This is a genomic window from Lysobacter sp. H21R4 (assembly GCF_015277535.1).
GTDB lineage: Bacteria > Pseudomonadota > Gammaproteobacteria > Xanthomonadales > Xanthomonadaceae > Novilysobacter > Novilysobacter ciconiae.
Map to the genome: position 1 here is coordinate 195,001 of NZ_CP063772.1, position 15,808 is coordinate 210,808.

Below are 15,808 nucleotides of genomic sequence, written 5' to 3' on the forward strand. Positions count from 1 at the left end.
TATCGGAAGTGCGAATGCTGACATGAGTAACGATAATGCGGGTGAAAAACCCGCACGCCGAAAGCCCAAGGTTTCCTTGCGCAATGTTAATCAACGCAGGGTGAGTCGGCCCCTAAGGCGAGGCAGAAATGCGTAGTCGATGGGAAGCAGGTTAATATTCCTGCACCTCGCGTAAGTGCGATGGAGGGACGGAGAAGGTTAGGTATACCGGGCGTTGGTTGTCCCGGGGAAAGCAGGTAGGCGGATCCCTTAGGCAAATCCGGGGGGTCATCAACGCCGAGCAGCGAGACCAGTCCATTAGGACGAAGTTACCGATACCACGCTTCCAGGAAAAGCTCCTAAGCTTCAGCTTACGCAGACCGTACCGTAAACCGACACAGGTGGGCAGGATGAGAATTCTCAGGCGCTTGAGAGAACTCGGGTGAAGGAACTAGGCAACATGGCACCGTAACTTCGGGAGAAGGTGCACCCCTGATGGTGGCTCATGCGAGCTATAGCTGTCGGGGGTCGCAGTAACCAGGCCGCTGCGACTGTTTATCAAAAACACAGCACTCTGCAAACACGAAAGTGGACGTATAGGGTGTGACGCCTGCCCGGTGCTGGAAGGTTAATTGATGGGGTCAGCCGCAAGGCGAAGCTCTTGATCGAAGCCCCAGTAAACGGCGGCCGTAACTATAACGGTCCTAAGGTAGCGAAATTCCTTGTCGGGTAAGTTCCGACCTGCACGAATGGCGTAACGATGGCGGCGCTGTCTCCACCCGAGACTCAGTGAAATTGAAATCGCTGTGAAGATGCAGCGTTCCCGTGGCAAGACGGAAAGACCCCGTGAACCTTTACTATAGCTTTACACTGAACGTTGAGTTCGTCTGTGTAGGATAGGTGGGAGGCTGTGAAACCAGGACGCTAGTTCTGGTGGAGCCAACCTTGAAATACCACCCTGACGTGCTTGACGTTCTAACCTAGGTCCGTTATCCGGATCGGGGACCGTGTATGGTGGGTAGTTTGACTGGGGCGGTCTCCTCCTAAAGTGTAACGGAGGAGCTCGAAGGTACGCTCAGCGCGGTCGGACATCGCGCACTGTGTGCAAAGGCATAAGCGTGCTTGACTGCAAGATCGACGGATCAAGCAGGTAGGAAACTAGGACTTAGTGATCCGGTGGTTCTGTATGGAAGGGCCATCGCTCAACGGATAAAAGGTACTCCGGGGATAACAGGCTGATACCGCCCAAGAGTTCATATCGACGGCGGTGTTTGGCACCTCGATGTCGGCTCATCACATCCTGGGGCTGTAGTCGGTCCCAAGGGTATGGCTGTTCGCCATTTAAAGTGGTACGCGAGCTGGGTTCAGAACGTCGTGAGACAGTTCGGTCCCTATCTGCCATGGGCGTTGGAGATTTGAGAGGGGCTGCTCCTAGTACGAGAGGACCGGAGTGGACGAACCTCTGGTGTTCCGGTTGTCACGCCAGTGGCATTGCCGGGTAGCTATGTTCGGAAGCGATAACCGCTGAAAGCATCTAAGCGGGAAGCGCGCCTCAAGATGAGATCTCCCGGGAGCTTGACTCCCCTGAAGGAACCATCAAGACCAGGTGGTTGATAGGCAGGGTGTGTAAGTGCAGCAATGTATTGAGCTAACCTGTACTAATGATCCGTGTGGCTTGACCATATAACCTCAAGTGGCCTTGGACTCGACGACGCGTCGACGACATTCCAGACCAGAACAACCACTCGCTACGTCCCACCCTCTGCAAGCTGGCGCACCCCTGCGCTGCTTCACCCCCTTGCCCAGTGACAATAGCTGTGTGGCACCACCCGATCCCATCCCGAACTCGGAAGTGAAACGCACACGCGCCGATGGTAGTGTGGCTTAAGCCATGCAAGAGTAGGTCATCGCTGGGCATTTACACCAAACGCCGGATCCCACAAGGGTCCGGCGTTTTTCTTTGTGCGCGAAACTCAGGCGGTGCGCAAAATTCGGGCGGAACTCGGGCGGAACTCGGGCGGAACTCGTGCGGAACGCGCGCGGGGGCTACGCCACCACCAGGGCGGCCTGTGCCAGCAGGGTGATCACGCACGCCAGACCGATGAACCAGACGATGCTGCGCGGCGTCGCCCGGTCGGCAAGGTAGAACACGCCATGCAGCAGCCGGGCAAGGACGAACGCCAGTGCGAGCACGGCGATCCTGCCGTGGTCGACGCCGGCCAGTTGGGCAAGCACTACGGCGGCCGCAAATGCAGGGAAGGCTTCGAAGGCGTTCAATTGAGCCGCGTTCGCGCGAGCGGTGCCGCGGCTTTTCTGACGGGCCAGCCAGGCGCGCGGATCCTTGTTGTCGAAGCGCTCGCCTCCGGACAGTTTCGCAACCACCGTCCAGACGTAGGGAAGCAGCGCGGCGGCGAGCACGCACCAGTAAGCGGTTGCCAGGGTCATCAGGATCACCTCAGTCGTGGGGGAAGGGTTGTGGAGACAGCGCGGATTTCTTATTGACGATCACAAACGAAGACGGCACCCGAAAGGGTGCCGTCGATGCGGATAAAGGCAACCGTGGCGGACCACGGTGCCAATGACGCGTCGGGTATTCGGCGCAGAGAGGGGCCACCGACGCGTCTACTGCGCTGGGGTTTTCATCAGCGAATCGCGCGCAGCCCGGAACGCGTTGCCTTCGTACCAGTTGGGCCATTGGTCGTTGTCGGCCAGATCGCGCCCAACGCCATACAGCGCCTGGAGGTCCTGGACGACGCCTTCGAGGTTCCAGTCCGGATCGAACTCGTCGGCGGGCTGGTGGTAGCGGTTGCGGCCGTAGTCCTCGGCGGCGGCCTTGCCTGCTGCCACACCACCATCAACCAGATCGTCTCCGCCGCTGGCATACAGGGCAGGCACGCCGGCCTTGGCGAAGTTGAAGTGATCGGAGCGGAAGTAGAAGCCGCTCTCCGGCGTCGCCTCGGCGTTCAATGTCCGGCCCTGGGCCTCGGCGTGCCGGGCCAGGATGTCCTCCAACTCGGAACTGCCCTTGCCTACGACCGTCATGTCGCGGGAGGGCCCTGCCACCGACATCGCGTCGATGTTGATCACCGCCACGGTCTTGTCCAGCGGAATGCTCGGATGGGCGACGTAGTACTTGGAGCCCAGCAGACCGGACTCTTCCAGCGTGACGGCCAGGAACAACACGGAGCGTCGCGGGGCCGGCGTCTGGGCGACGAATGCCTGGGCAATGCCCAGGATCCCGGCAACGCCGGTGGCGTTGTCGATCGCTCCGTTGTAGATGGTGTCCTCGGCCGGATCGGTATCGGCTTCGCGGTGATCACCCAGGTGGTCCCAGTGCGCCATGTAGACGATAGCCTCGTCGGGCCGGCTGCTGCCGGGGAGCAGCGCCATGACGTTCTTCGACGATTTCCTGGTCACCGTGCTGGTGAGGTCCACCGACATCGATGCGTCCAGTGGGATGGCTTGGAAACCCGTCTTGTTTGCCGCGGTGTAGAGCTCGTCCAGGTTGTGGCCGGTGTCGGCCAACAGGCTGCGCGCGACATCCGCGGTGATCCAGCCCTGCGCCGGCAGGCGCGGCTCGGGGTCGTCGGCGGGTGCCAGGTCGAACTGCGCGCCCGACCACGAATTCTTGACCACGTCCCAGCCATAGGAGGCGCCATCGGTATCGTGGATGATCAGCGCTGCCGACGCACCCTGCCGCGCGGCCTCCTCGTACTTGTAGGTCCAGCGGCCGTAGTAGGTCATCCGCTTGCCTTCGAACAGCTGCGGATCGTCGGTGTGGAATCCGGGGTCGTTGATGAACATGACCACGGTCTTGCCCTTCACGTCGACGCCGGCGTAATCGTTCCAGCCCAGCTCCGGCGCGTTGACGCCGTAACCGACGAACACCAGGTCGCTGTCGTTGATGTCCACCCGGGTCTGGCCGCTGCGCGTGCCGATCACCATGTCGCTGCCGAACGCCAGCTCGCGCGGTTTGCCGGCGACCTTCAGTTTCAGTTTCGTGGATTCGTCGGCGGTGGTCTCCACCATCGGCACTTCCTGAAAGTAGCTCTCGCCATTGCCGGGCTTCAGGCCCAGGTCGCGGAACTGCGCTTCCAGCCAGGCGACGGTCTTCTCCTCGCCGGCGCTGCCGGGCGCGCGGCCGCCGAATTCATCCGATGACAACACCTTGACGCGCTCGGCGAAGTCGGCGGCCGAGATGGCGCCGGCATCCGACTGGGTGGCCGCTTGCTCCGCAGCGGCGGGAGTTGGCGTGTTTTCGACTTTGTTGCACGCCGCCAGGACCAGCGCGGCGGCGACCAGCGACGTCGCTGGCAGGAGGGGGATACGGGACATGCGAGCTCCGGGGCGGTCGGGACACCCGATACTATCAGCCCGGTTCCGGTCGAAAATGGCGCGTCGATCAGGCCGGAGGTGGCCGCGCCGATCAGTCCTGTGGCGGTGCCTTGTCTCCGGACCAGGTCTTCGCGGTGGCGCCGGTCACCTTGCCGATGCGCGCGCTCTGGTGCACGTACAGGTCCACGTCGCGCTCAAACACCATGTCGCCGTCCACCTGCGCGGCCGGCCCGACGACGACCCGCGGCAGCTTCTTGCCCAGGCTGAGCCACTGGAAGCCCGGCTTGTCGTAGTGGATCCCGCCGAGCACATGCGAGTTCGCACCTACCGTGAGGTCGCCGTTGACCATCTCGATGTCGCCCTCGACGCGCGTGCCGACCAGCCCGATCGCGCCGTTGACCGTGCTCAGGTCGCCGGCCACGTTGCTGCCGCGATCGATGAAGATCTGCCCGTTGACGGTGGAGACCTCCCCCGTGCGGACGTTGCGACCCGCGCGGACGGAGCCGTTGACCGTGGAAAGCTCGCCTGCGCGCACCCCGTCGGCGAGCTTGATGCTGCCGTTGACGGTCGACACGGCACCGGCCTGGGCATTGGTATCGATCGCGATGCTGCCGTTGACCGTGTCGACGTCGCCGACGCGCGCATCCGCCGCGACATCGACACTGCCGGTCACCTTGCTGATGTCGTCCTGTGCAGCGATCGCCGGAAGCGGCCATCCACAGCCGATCGCGATGCCGGCGGCAAGGGAGACGAGGATCATCAACTGGCGAGATTGCATGGCGGCTTTCCGATAAGTGTGTGGGTTCTGGCAAAAGACGGAGTTCCGCGGGCCCGCAAACCGGCCCCGCAGGACGGCACTACTGCAAACCAACGCCAGCGCCGCGTCGGGTCGGCCATCGCGGCGCGGCCCCTTCGCTACAATCGCGTACTGCCCATCGTAACCGGATCGAACCCGTGCCCGTAACCGCCCCCGATGCACTCCGTCCCGTCGTCCTGCTGATCCTGGATGGCTGGGGCCACCGCGAGGAGCGCGAAGACAATGCGTTGGCCCAGGCGCACCTGCCCCACTGGCATGCGCTGCTGGCGAGCAGTCCGCACACACTGATCCATACCGAGGGCCGGCATGTCGGCCTGCCGGACGGGCAGATGGGCAACTCGGAGGTCGGGCACATGAACCTGGGCGCCGGCCGGGTCGTGTACCAGGACCTGACCCGGATTGATGCGGCGATCGGGGACGGCAGCTTTTTCCGGAACGCCGAACTGCTGGCCGCCTGCGCCGCGGCGCGTGACAACGCGGCGACGCTGCACCTGCTGGGCCTGCTCTCGCCCGGCGGCGTCCACAGCCACGAGGATCACCTGTTTGCCATGATCGACTTGGCCCGTCGCGAAGGTGTCGATCGGGTCGCGGTGCACGCCTTCCTCGACGGACGCGACATGCCGCCGCGCTCTGCCGCGCCGAGTCTCTCCCGGCTGCAAAGCGCTTGCCAGCGCGCCGGCAATGCACACATCGCCACGGTCTCGGGCCGCTACTACGCGATGGACCGCGACCGCCGCTGGGACCGCATGCGCAAGGCGTGGGACGCAATCGTTGAAGGTCAGGCGACCCAGCATGCCGACGACGCCGAAGCGGCGCTCGTCGCCGCCTACGCGCGCGGCGAGAACGACGAATTTGTCGAGCCGACCGTCATCGGCGCGCCGTCGCCGATCGTGGACGGCGATGCGGTGGTGTTCATGAACTTCCGCGCCGACCGCGCGCGCCAGCTCACGGCGGCATTCGTCGACCCCGATTTCGACGGCTTCCCGGCGCGTCGGCCGGCGCTGTCGCGTTTCGTCTGCCTGACCGAGTACGACGCCACCCTGCCGGCGCAGGTGGCCTTCGGGCCGGAGGACCTGCACAACACGCTGGGCGAGGTGCTCGCCCATAACGGCCTGCGCCAGTTGCGGATCGCCGAGACCGAGAAATACGCGCACGTCACCTTCTTCTTCAGCGGCGGCCGCGAGACGCCCTACCCGGGCGAAAGCCGCATCCTGATCCCCAGCCCGGACGTGGCCACCTACGACCTGCAGCCGGAGATGAGTTGCCCGGAGGTGACCCGCGAATTGGTTGCCGCGATTCGTTCCGGCGAGATCGACGTGGCCATCTGCAATATCGCCAACCCGGACATGGTCGGCCACAGCGGCAACCTGGAGGCGGCGATCAAGGCGGTGGAGGCGGTGGACGTGGCGATCGGTGCGATCGTGGCGGCGGTGCGCGAGGTCGGCGGGGCACTCCTGGTGACGGCCGATCACGGCAACGTGGAGATGATGCGCGACGCGGCCACTGGTCAACCGCACACCTCGCACACCGTCGGGCCGGTTCCGCTGGTGTATGTCGGACCGCGACCCGCGGGGTTGCGCCCCGGCGGATCCCTGCGCGACATCGCTCCGACCCTGCTCGACCTGCTGGGCCTGCCACGGCCGGCGGAGATGACCGGGCGCAGCCTGCTGACGGACGGGCGCGCGGACTGATGCGCAACGCGTGCGCGAGCGCCACCTTCGCACTGGCATTGGCGCTGCTGTGCCTGCTGCCGGCGCTGGCGCATGCGCAGGACCGCGGCGATGCCGAGCGCAAGCTGCAATCGGCGAAGAAGGAGCTGAAGGCGGTCGCCAGCGAACGCCGGGAAGTCGAAGCCCGGCGGGGCGCCGCGACGCGCGAGCTGCGTCAGGCCGATGAGCGGGTCGCCGCTGCCAACCGGCGCCTGGTGGAAACCCGCCAGGCGCTGCAGGCCAGCAACCAGCGGATGGAAGAACTGCAGACACGGCGCGCCGGCATGCAGGAGAAGCTGGCCGGCCGAAGGGACGAACTGGCCCGCCTGCTGCGCGCCGCGTACGCGCAGGGCGACGCCGCGCCGCTGAAGGTGCTGCTGGCCCAGGACCGGGTCGCCGATGCCAACCGGCTGCTCGCCTACCACCGCTACCTGCAGGCGGACCGTGCGGCCCGGATCAAGGAACTGGGCGATCAAATGGCCGGGCTGGATGAGGTGGAGCGCGAGATCGTCCAGCGGCGCGCCGAGCTGGACGCGCAGATCGCCCAACAGGCGCAACAGGTCGCCGAGCTGGAAAAGGAGCGCAAGGATCGCGGCACCCTGGTCGCGACCCTGGACAAGACGTACAAGGATCGCCAGAGCCGCGAAAAGGCGCTGGGCCGCGATGTGCAGGGGCTGGAGCAGGTGCTCAAGCAGCTGCGCGCGGCCGCCGCGCGCGCCGAGGCCCAGCGCAAGGCCGCCGCGGCGAAGGCCGAGCGCGAAGCCCGGGAAGCGCGCGAGCAGGCCAGACGCGCCGGCCAACCGGCACCGCCGCGAGCGCCCACGCGACCGGTCGCCGCCGCCAGCGGCCCCAGCGTGGGCGGCGCGGGATGGCCGCTGAGCGGCAGCCTCCTCGCCGGCTACGGCGGCAAGCTTCCCGACGGCCGCCCCAGCCAGGGCATGCTGATCGGCGCCAACGCCGGCACCTCGGTGCAGGCGGTAGCGGACGGCACCGTGGTGTATGCCGAATGGATGAGCGGCTTCGGCCTGATCCTCATCATCGATCACGGCAACGGTTACATGAGCCTGTACGCGCACAACGATGCGGTGCTGCGTGACGCCGGTGATGCGGTGCGTCGCGGCGACCCGGTGTCCACCGTGGGCACCTCGGGTGGCCACGGCCGGCCGGCGTTGTATTTCGAACTGCGCCGCAACGGCGATCCGGTGAACCCGGATGTCTGGCTGAAGCGCTGAGCACGGCCTGCCACGCTTTACGAAAAATTGGGGCGCGGCGGACTACCGTGGTGTCCATCGGCGCGCCGCACCGCCTGCGCCCAACTCTCTGCCCCCGGAGTTTGTTCATGTCCATGCGCCACCTGAGTCCGCTTGTCCTTGCCATTGCCGTGGCGCTGTTGCACCCCGCAGTCGCGGCGCCGGCCGGTGCGCCCCAGGATCCGGTCCCCGAGCAGGTTCCGCCGGCCGCGGAGCAGTCCGTCACCGCGGACGCGCGCACCGACCAGAGCAGCGATTCCAAGGTGCCGCTGGACGAGATCCGCCGCTACGTGGCGGTCTACAAGGCCATCAAGGCCGCCTACGTCGAGCCGGTGGACGACCACGCGCTGATGCAGTCGGCCATCCGCGGCCTGTTGCTGGACCTGGACCCGCACAGTGCCTACCTGGAGGGCGACGCGGCGGAGAACTTCAATGAACAGTCGCGTGGCAATTACGAGGGGATCGGTGTGGAGATCCAGCGCCAGCCCGACGGCACCCTGCGGGTGATCGCGCCGATCGACGATACGCCGGCCGCTCGCGCCGGCCTCAAGTCCGGCGACCTGATCGTGGCCGTGGACGGCGCGCCGCTGACGCCCTCCGATGAGGCCGCCACGTCCCTGCGCGGCGAGGCCGGCACGACCCTGGAGCTGACCGTCATCCGTGAGGGCGAGACCGAGCCGCTGACCATCAAGGTCCAGCGCCAGACGATCCGGATTGCCAGCGTGCGCACGCGGATGCTGGAGCCGGGATACGGCTACGTGCGCGTGAGCGCGTTCCAGGCCGACACGGCGGCCGAGTTCGAGCGCCAGCTCGGCGAACTCGCCCAGAAGGCCGGCGGCAAATTGCGCGGCCTGGTGCTGGACCTGCGCAGCAATCCCGGGGGGCTGCTCACCGCCGCGGTGCAGATCGCCGACTCCCTGATCGAGCAGGGCACCATCGTCAGCACCCGCGGCCGGATCGCGATCAGCGATGCGGTGTTCGGCGCCACACCGGGCGATCGCCTGGCCGGCGCCCCCGTGGTGGTGCTGGTGGATGCAGGCTCGGCCAGCGCTTCGGAGGTACTGGCCGGTGCCCTGGCCGACAACGGCCGCGCGCTGGTCATGGGCAGCCGGACCTTCGGCAAGGGCTCGGTACAGACCCTGCTGCCGCTGGACAACGGCGACTCGGTCAAGCTCACCACCGCCCGCTACTACACGCCCAGCGGCAAATCCATCCAGGCGCTGGGCATCGTGCCCGACATCGTGCTCAAGCCCGACGCGGACGCCGGCAATGGCGGCCGCAAGGGTTACACGGAGGCCAGCCTGCCGGGCCATCTGGGCATCGAGGGCGGTGGCGCCGATGACGCGATGCAGGGCGAGGTGCTGGAAGGCGACAGCTACATCGACCTGGCGCTGGCGGAGCTGAAGAAACTTCCCGCCGGGTCGGTGTCGAAGCCGGCGGTGGAGAACACCAAGGGCGCGAGAGTCCCCGCTCAGTAACCGCGTCGGCGGCGCAGGCGGCGGGCAATCCCGGCCCGCGCAATCAGGGCGAACGCACCGCCGAAGGCAAACCCGGCCACGTGCGCGGACCATGCGACCGCGCCAAATGCCGGGCCTATGTAGGTAAACACCACCTGCAACAGCGCCCACACGCCGATCAGCAGCGGGGCGGGCATCTTGACGAACTGCAGGAACAGGCCCAGCGGCACCACCACGCCCAGGCGAGCGCCCGGAAACAGCGCCAGGTAGGCGCCGATCAGGGCCGACACCGCGCCGCTGGCACCGATGATCAGCCGGTCCGGCGTGGAGATCGCCAGCACCGCGGCCAGATTGGCCACCGCCCCGCCCAGCAGGAACAGCAGCACGAATCGCCACGGTCCCATCGCCCGTTCGGCAGGCAGGCCGAAGATGAGCAGGAACACCAGGTTGCCCAGCAGATGGGCCCAGTCGGCGTGCAGGAACAGCGCGCTCACCAGTCGCAGAAGATTTCCGTCTGCCAACGAATCGCGCCAGGCCATCGGCGTGGTCAGCCCGCCCGAAAGTGCTCCCCACTCCAGCAGCAGCGCGTGTTGCTCGCTCGCCGGCAGCAATGCACCCCAGGTGAAGCACAGCCACAGCGCGGCGAACAGCAATGGCGTTGCCCATCGCAGTGGCGGCTTCTGGCGCGAGGGAATCGCAATGAACACGTCGGGCACCGGATCCGGGGAACACGATGATACGGGTCGCCGCGCGCAGCCTTGCCGGGCCTGGCTGGGCGGCCGCAGCATACCGTGACGTACGTCATTGTTAGCGCAACGTTAATTGCCGCGTTATAGTGCGGGCGGCGCCCTATGGCGGCAACCCCGGCGCGTGCCGGACACCGGCCCCCGCCGGTGCTCCAGGCAGGCGCGAAAACCCGTTCCGGAGAGAGAATTCCCATGCAGCATGCACACAGCATCACCCGCCTGACGGCACTGGTCATCGGCATCGCCGGAGCGCTGGCGATGGGGCACGCCCACGGCGCCGCCTTCCAGCTCAAGGAAAACAGCGCCAAGGGACTGGGCCGGGCGTTTGCCGGTTCCACCAGCGCCCCCGGCGATGCCTCGGTGGTCGCAACCAACCCGGCCGCGATGCGCCACCTGGACGGCCGCCAGATCCAGGCCGACCTGAGCGCGATCAGCTTCTCGGCGGATTTTGAAGGCAGCGGCCGCCACGTCGGCCCGACCGGCCCGGGCACCGGCATGCCGGTTTCCGGTGGCAACGGCGGCGACGCCGGCATGATCGCGCCCGTCCCGGCGGCGTATTTCCATATGCCGATGGGCGAGAGCGCGCACTTCGGTGTCTCGCTGACCGCGCCGTTCGGCTTCAAGACCGACTACGACCGCACCTGGGTCGGCCGCTACCAGGGCGTCACCACCGACCTGAAGGCCATCGACTTGGGCCTGTCGGCGTCCTACGACGTCAACCCCTACCTCTCCTTCGGAGCCTCCGTGTTCGTTGAGCACCTGACCATCGAGTTGAGCAACGCGATCGACTTCGGCACCGCGATCTACGCCCAGGGCGGCGGCGCGGCGGGCTTCGCGCCCGGCAACGCCGACGGCTTCGTCACCATCGAAGGCGACAACAACGCGGTGGGTTACACCATCGGTGGCCTGTTCAGCCCGAGCGAGAACACCCACATCGGCCTGAGCTACCGCTCCAAGGTCAAGCACAAGATCACCGGCGGCGACGCGGACTTCACCGTGCCTGCCAACGCGGCCGCGTTCCTGTCGGTCTACGCCCCGGGCCAGTACGTCGACACCAAGGGCCGTGCCGAGCTGACCCTGCCGGCATCGGCGACGCTCAGCGTCACCCACAACGTCAACGACCGCTGGTCGGTGATGGGCGACGTGTCGCGCACCGCGTGGAAGACCTCGTTTGACTCGGTGACCCTGCAGTTCGATTCGGCCCAGGCCGACAACGTCCTGGCGTTCAAGTACGACGACACCACGTTTATCTCGCTGGGCACCGAGTACCGGATGAGCGACACCGTCACCCTGCGCGGCGGCGTTGCCTACGACGAGACCCCGACCAGCGACGCGCACCGCGACGTGCGCGTGCCGGACGTGACCCGCAAGTGGCTGTCGCTGGGCATCGGCTGGACCCCGTCGGAGCGCATGGAGTTCAACGTCGGTTACACGCACCTTTTCACCAAGGATCCGACCATCAACAACGTATCGGCCACCGCCAGCACCCTGGTCGGCAGCTACGACGTCGGCGGCGACATCCTGGCGGCCTCGATCAACTACAAGTTCTGATCGATTCCATCTGCTGAAGAAAGCCCCGCTCCGGCGGGGTTTTTTTTCGCCAGGACGTGCAGGATCAGGGAAAGCGCCGTCGCGGGATATCCGGTTCCGGTCGGTGTATCCGCATGCGGCGGTGGCGCATCGGCGGCTCTGAGGGTGGCGTCCAGTCCACTGTCCTGGGCGTAGATCGGCGCGTCCACTGCCAAGGGACGAGCGCGCGGAAGCTCACCATGCAGCGTCTGGTAGAGCACCATCGCATTGAGAAGCGTCAGATCGCGTCCCGGATGCATGCCGTCGGTGGCGAACCATTCCAGTTCCGGCGTCGTTGCGATGAGCCCGCGCAGCGTCTCGGATACTTCGGCATAACCCATTCCCGCCGCCTTGCTCGCCGCGGTCTCCGCCGCAACCAGCTGCTTTGAGACCTCGGGCTTTGGCTGGTAGCTGCCCAGCATGATGACGCTGACGCCGTGTTTTCTGGCGATGCCCGCCAAAGCCATCGTTGCCTCACGCGATTCGACACAGGAGTCGCGGCCGAACGAGCACAGCAGGTCGCCGCCTCGTTCCTGGATCACTAGTGTGTCGTAGCGTCCAGTCTGCAATGCCTGCTCCACCTGGCCGTCTGCGACTCGCTGCGCCAACGTGGCGCCGCCCTCCACGATCATGTCGCTCGACGCCGGGTGACCGTTCGCCGTGCTCAGTGCTGCGTACACAGCAGGGGTGTTGCCATAGTAGGTAAGGCTGTTACCGACGAACAGCACCTCGTGTACGCGGGGTTTGGGCTGCGCTGCGGAACATGCCGCGGCGGCGAGAAAGAGCGCCAGCCCCAGCCGCAGGCCTGATCGAATAGTCAAATGCTCTTGCTCCTTGGGACGTTCGCGCCGATGCTTCGGACTTCCAGGCGTCAGCATGCAGTTGCCGACGCGTTGCCGGCAAGCTGGCCGCGCGCTAGGCTGATCGTCCGATTTCATGGAAGAGAAAAGGAATATGCGGATACCAACGGCAGTGCTGGCGATCGCGATGATGTGCCTCGGTCCTGTGGCGGCGAAGGAAAAGCCGGCGCCTGTCTACGAACTGCAGGCGACGGGGACAATCGAGATTGGGCCCGATGGGCAGGTCGCCGACTACCATCTGGACAAGGGGCAGCCGGCGGCAATCGAAAATGCACTGGGCCGCAACATCGCCCAGTGGCGTTTCGAGCCCATCGTGGTGGACGGCAAGCCGGTGATTGCTAAAACCCGGATGCGGCTTTCCCTTGAGGCGCTGCCGACGCCGGGCGAGGACTACCAGTTGCGCGTGAGCGGGGTGTCGTTTGGCGAGCCCACCCGCGACCGCCACCATGTGGCTCCCCCGCGATATCCGGAAGGGCTGGCGAAAGCCGGCATCGGAGCCAAGGCGGTACTGGTGTTGAAGCTGAACGCCGACGGCAGCGTGCAACAGGTCCATGCCCAGCAAGTCAGCCTGAGCCAGAATTCCGGCACCGACTCGCAGGCGGACCGTTGGCGCGACGAGTTTGCAAAGACAAGCATTGCCGCTGCCAGGAAGTGGAAGTTCGACATCAGCGAGACCGTTGCCGGGGCAGCCATCGGAACTACGATCAAGGTGCCCGTCGAGTACTTTTTGAACGGATCCACCGCGCGCACGACCGAACCTGGAGCCAACGAGTGGCGCCGTTACATCCCGGGGCCGGTGATCCGCGCTCCCTGGCTCGATGCGGCGCCTATCGCCGACCACGATGCAGATCAGCTCAAGGATGGCGAGGTGCGATCGCTCGCGTCCCGGTTCAAGTTGAGGGACGAGGTGGTCGGAAGTCTTCTCTAGACGGGCGCCTGAGGGCGCATCGGAGGAGCGAGTGCTGGAGCTGCGCCTCCACCGCCGGTTGCTCGCGGCGTCCAATGAAAAACGCCCCGCAATGCGGGGCGTTTCTGTATCCGCGACGCGCCTGGATCAGCGCTTCATCGAGGAGAAGAACTCGTCGTTGGACTTGGAGCTCTTCATCTTGTCCAGCAGGAACTCCATGGCGCCGATCTCGTCCATGCCGTGCAGCAGCTTGCGCAGGATCCAGATCTTCTGCAGCAGCTCGGGCTCGATCAGGTAATCCTCGCGGCGGGTGCCGGAGCGGTTGATGTCGATCGCCGGGTACACGCGCTTCTCGGCGATGCGGCGGCTCAGGTGCACCTCGGAGTTGCCGGTGCCCTTGAATTCCTCGTAGATCACCTCGTCCATCTTGCTGCCGGTATCGACCAGCGCGGTGGCGATGATGGTCAGGCTGCCGCCTTCCTCGACGTTGCGGGCCGCGCCGAAGAACCGCTTCGGGCGATGCAGCGCGTTGGCGTCGACGCCGCCGGACAGCACCTTGCCCGAACTGGGCAGGACGTTGTTGTAGGCACGGGCGAGGCGGGTGATGGAATCGAGCAGGATCACCACGTCCTTCTTGTGCTCGACCAGGCGCTTGGCGCGCTCGATCACCATCTCGGCGACCTGCACGTGGCGCGCGGCCGGCTCGTCGAAGGTCGAGGAGATGACCTCGCCGCGCACGGTGCGCTGCATCTCGGTGACTTCCTCGGGCCGCTCATCGATCAGCAGCACGATCATGTGCACGTCGGGATGGTTGTGGCTGATCGCGGTGGCGATCTGCTGCATCATCATCGTCTTGCCGGCCTTGGGCGGGCTGACGATCAGGGCGCGCTGGCCCTTGCCCTGCGGCGCCATCAGGTCGAGGATCCGGCCGGTGATGTCCTCGGTGGAACCGTCGCCGCGCTCCAGATGGAACTTGCGACGCGGGAACAGCGCCGTCAGGTTCTCGAACAGGACCTTGTTCTTGGACGCTTCCAGCGGCTCGCCGTTGATCGTATCCACGATCGAGAGGGCGAAATAGCGCTCGCCGTCCTTCGGGAACCGGATCCGGCCCGACAGGTGGTCGCCGGTGCGCAGGTTGAAGCGGCGGATCTGGCTGGGCGAGATGTAGGTATCGTCCGGGCCGGCCAGGTAGGAGGCTTCGGCGGCGCGCAGGAAACCGAACCCGTCGGGCAGGATCTCCAGCACACCATCGGCGGCGACGCCCTCGCCATGGCGGGTGAGCACCTTGAGCACGGCGAAGATGACGTCCTGCTTGCGGGCGCGGGCGACACCTTCGGAGATGTTCAGCTGCTCGGCGATTTCCAGCAGCTTGTGCGCCGGCATGCGCTTGAGGTCGCCCAGCGAATAGGTCGGGAAGCCCTCGGGCACCTGCGGGTTGGAGCGCGGGATGAACGGCTCGTTGCCGCCGTCATCGCTGGGCAGGCCGTCGCGCGGGCCGCCGCGGCCACCGCCACCCCCACCACCGCCGCCGCCACGCTCGCGCTTGCTGCGGAACCGTTCGCGGCGGTTGTTGCTGCGGCCGCCGTCCTGGTCACGGTGCTGGCCGTCGCGGGGCGGACGCGGGTTGCCGTCGCCGCCGGAACCGCCGTTCTCCTGGCCCTTGCCGTGCTGGTCGCCGCCATCCTGGCGGGCAGCATCGCCGCCGCCGGACGCGGGTGCCGCAGCGGGGGCCGAATCCCTGGGCTTGCTCGCCGGCGCGGTGTCGCCGCCAGCCGCTGCCGATTCCGGCTTCGCCGCAGGCTTGGGAGCCGGTTTGGGTGCCTGCGCGGCGGGCGCGGCGTCGGCCTTCGGTGCAGCCGGCGCGGACGCGGGAGCGGCCGGGGCGGGAGGTGCGGGTTTCGCGACCTCGGGCTTGGCGGCCGGCGTCATCGGCAGTTCGCTCTGCGGCGAATCGGCCTTGGCAGCCGTGGTTTTGCTCACGCGCGTCTTGCGCACGCGCTTTTCGGCGATGTCGCCGGCGTCGGGGGTGTTTTCGGACAAGCGGGTATTCCTCGCTAAGCGGCGAGCGCCCGCGAAAGGCGGGCGAAGCGTCAGGGACGTTGGATTCGGTAAACAGGTGCGGCGGGGAACCGACTTCAGCAGGCCGTTATGGCTGGCAGGCGGAGGTCGTTCAGGCACC

11 protein-coding genes and 2 rRNA genes (1 of these 13 cut by a window edge) are annotated in these 15,808 nt (G+C 66.4%); 7 read left to right on the forward strand and 6 right to left on the reverse strand.

Annotated elements, in window-relative coordinates; translation table 11 throughout:
• Together INQ40_RS00855 and rrf are read left to right on the forward strand one after the other, a co-directional pair.
• Window positions 1-1,662, forward strand: a 23S ribosomal RNA gene (locus INQ40_RS00855); it begins 1,216 nt to the left of the window's first position.
• 118 nt (window positions 1,663-1,780) lie between these two features.
• A 5S ribosomal RNA gene (rrf, locus tag INQ40_RS00860) occupies window positions 1,781-1,895 on the forward strand.
• A gap of 130 nt (window positions 1,896-2,025) precedes the next feature.
• On the opposite strand, the gene INQ40_RS00865 is transcribed toward rrf, so the two are convergent.
• The 3 genes from INQ40_RS00865 to INQ40_RS00875 all read right to left on the reverse strand — a co-directional run bounded on the left by INQ40_RS00865 (window position 2,026) and on the right by INQ40_RS00875 (window position 5,092).
• Window positions 2,026-2,424 carry an MAPEG family protein gene (locus INQ40_RS00865; protein WP_228482065.1) on the reverse strand — a complete coding sequence of 133 codons (399 nt, stop codon included), beginning with the start codon at window positions 2,422-2,424 and terminating at the stop codon, window positions 2,026-2,028.
• Between the two features lie 177 nt (window positions 2,425-2,601).
• Complete coding sequence (locus INQ40_RS00870; protein WP_194340999.1) at window positions 2,602-4,314, reverse strand: M28 family metallopeptidase; 1,713 nt, start codon at window positions 4,312-4,314, stop codon at window positions 2,602-2,604.
• Between the two features lie 91 nt (window positions 4,315-4,405).
• Window positions 4,406-5,092 (reverse strand): hypothetical protein, encoded by a 687-nt coding sequence (locus INQ40_RS00875; RefSeq protein WP_228482066.1) that lies wholly within the window; start codon window positions 5,090-5,092, stop codon window positions 4,406-4,408.
• 176 nt (window positions 5,093-5,268) lie between these two features.
• On the opposite strand from INQ40_RS00875, the gene gpmI reads away from it, so the two are divergent.
• The 3 genes from gpmI (at window position 5,269) to INQ40_RS00890 (ending at window position 9,568) form a co-directional block, all read left to right on the forward strand.
• Window positions 5,269-6,822, forward strand: coding sequence for a 2,3-bisphosphoglycerate-independent phosphoglycerate mutase (gene gpmI, locus INQ40_RS00880; protein WP_194341001.1), 1,554 nt, complete (start codon window positions 5,269-5,271; stop codon window positions 6,820-6,822).
• The gene (locus tag INQ40_RS00885; protein WP_194341003.1) at window positions 6,822-8,072 is read left to right on the forward strand and encodes a peptidoglycan DD-metalloendopeptidase family protein; all 1,251 of its coding nucleotides are present in this window, start codon (window positions 6,822-6,824) and stop codon (window positions 8,070-8,072) included. The genes gpmI and INQ40_RS00885 overlap by 1 nt, the downstream gene beginning before the upstream one ends.
• 113 nt (window positions 8,073-8,185) lie before the next feature.
• A complete protein-coding gene (locus tag INQ40_RS00890) occupies window positions 8,186-9,568 on the forward strand; it encodes a S41 family peptidase (protein ID WP_194342338.1) in 1,383 nt (460 codons plus the stop codon).
• On the opposite strand, the gene INQ40_RS00895 is transcribed toward INQ40_RS00890, so the two are convergent.
• Window positions 9,562-10,254, reverse strand: a complete 693-nt coding sequence (locus tag INQ40_RS00895) for a rhomboid family intramembrane serine protease (RefSeq protein WP_193985429.1) — start codon at window positions 10,252-10,254, stop codon at window positions 9,562-9,564. The genes INQ40_RS00890 and INQ40_RS00895 overlap by 7 nt on opposite strands.
• A 231-nt stretch (window positions 10,255-10,485) precedes the next feature.
• On the opposite strand from INQ40_RS00895, the gene INQ40_RS00900 reads away from it, so the two are divergent.
• Window positions 10,486-11,844 carry an outer membrane protein transport protein gene (locus INQ40_RS00900; protein ID WP_194341012.1) on the forward strand — a complete coding sequence of 453 codons (1,359 nt, stop codon included), beginning with the start codon at window positions 10,486-10,488 and terminating at the stop codon, window positions 11,842-11,844.
• On the opposite strand, the gene INQ40_RS00905 is transcribed toward INQ40_RS00900, so the two are convergent.
• Window positions 11,832-12,740, reverse strand: coding sequence for a hypothetical protein (locus tag INQ40_RS00905; RefSeq protein ID WP_228482067.1), 909 nt, complete (start codon window positions 12,738-12,740; stop codon window positions 11,832-11,834). The two genes, INQ40_RS00900 and INQ40_RS00905, sit on opposite strands and share 13 nt — an antisense overlap.
• 94 nt (window positions 12,741-12,834) lie before the next feature.
• On the opposite strand from INQ40_RS00905, the gene INQ40_RS00910 reads away from it, so the two are divergent.
• A complete protein-coding gene (locus INQ40_RS00910; RefSeq protein ID WP_194341016.1) occupies window positions 12,835-13,650 on the forward strand; it encodes a hypothetical protein in 816 nt (271 codons plus the stop codon).
• A gap of 126 nt (window positions 13,651-13,776) precedes the next feature.
• On the opposite strand, the gene rho is transcribed toward INQ40_RS00910, so the two are convergent.
• Entirely contained in the window at window positions 13,777-15,624 is a 1,848-nt protein-coding gene (gene rho / locus INQ40_RS00915; RefSeq protein WP_194342339.1) for a transcription termination factor Rho, read from the reverse strand.
• Between the last annotated feature and the right edge of the window lie 184 nt (window positions 15,625-15,808).

Excerpts from the sequence above, each read along its gene's own strand:
- INQ40_RS00865 (WP_228482065.1), bottom strand. The coding sequence starts at position 2,424 with ATGACCCTGGCAACCGCTTACTGGTGCGTGCTCGCCGCCGCGCTGCTT.
- INQ40_RS00870 (WP_194340999.1), bottom strand. The coding sequence starts at position 4,314 with ATGTCCCGTATCCCCCTCCTGCCAGCGACGTCGCTGGTCGCCGCCGCG.
- INQ40_RS00875 (WP_228482066.1), bottom strand. The coding sequence starts at position 5,092 with ATGCAATCTCGCCAGTTGATGATCCTCGTCTCCCTTGCCGCCGGCATC.
- INQ40_RS00885 (WP_194341003.1), top strand. The coding sequence starts at position 6,822 with ATGCGCAACGCGTGCGCGAGCGCCACCTTCGCACTGGCATTGGCGCTG.
- INQ40_RS00890 (WP_194342338.1), top strand. The coding sequence starts at position 8,186 with ATGCGCCACCTGAGTCCGCTTGTCCTTGCCATTGCCGTGGCGCTGTTG.
- INQ40_RS00900 (WP_194341012.1), top strand. The coding sequence starts at position 10,486 with ATGCAGCATGCACACAGCATCACCCGCCTGACGGCACTGGTCATCGGC.
- INQ40_RS00905 (WP_228482067.1), bottom strand. The coding sequence starts at position 12,740 with ATGCTGACGCCTGGAAGTCCGAAGCATCGGCGCGAACGTCCCAAGGAG.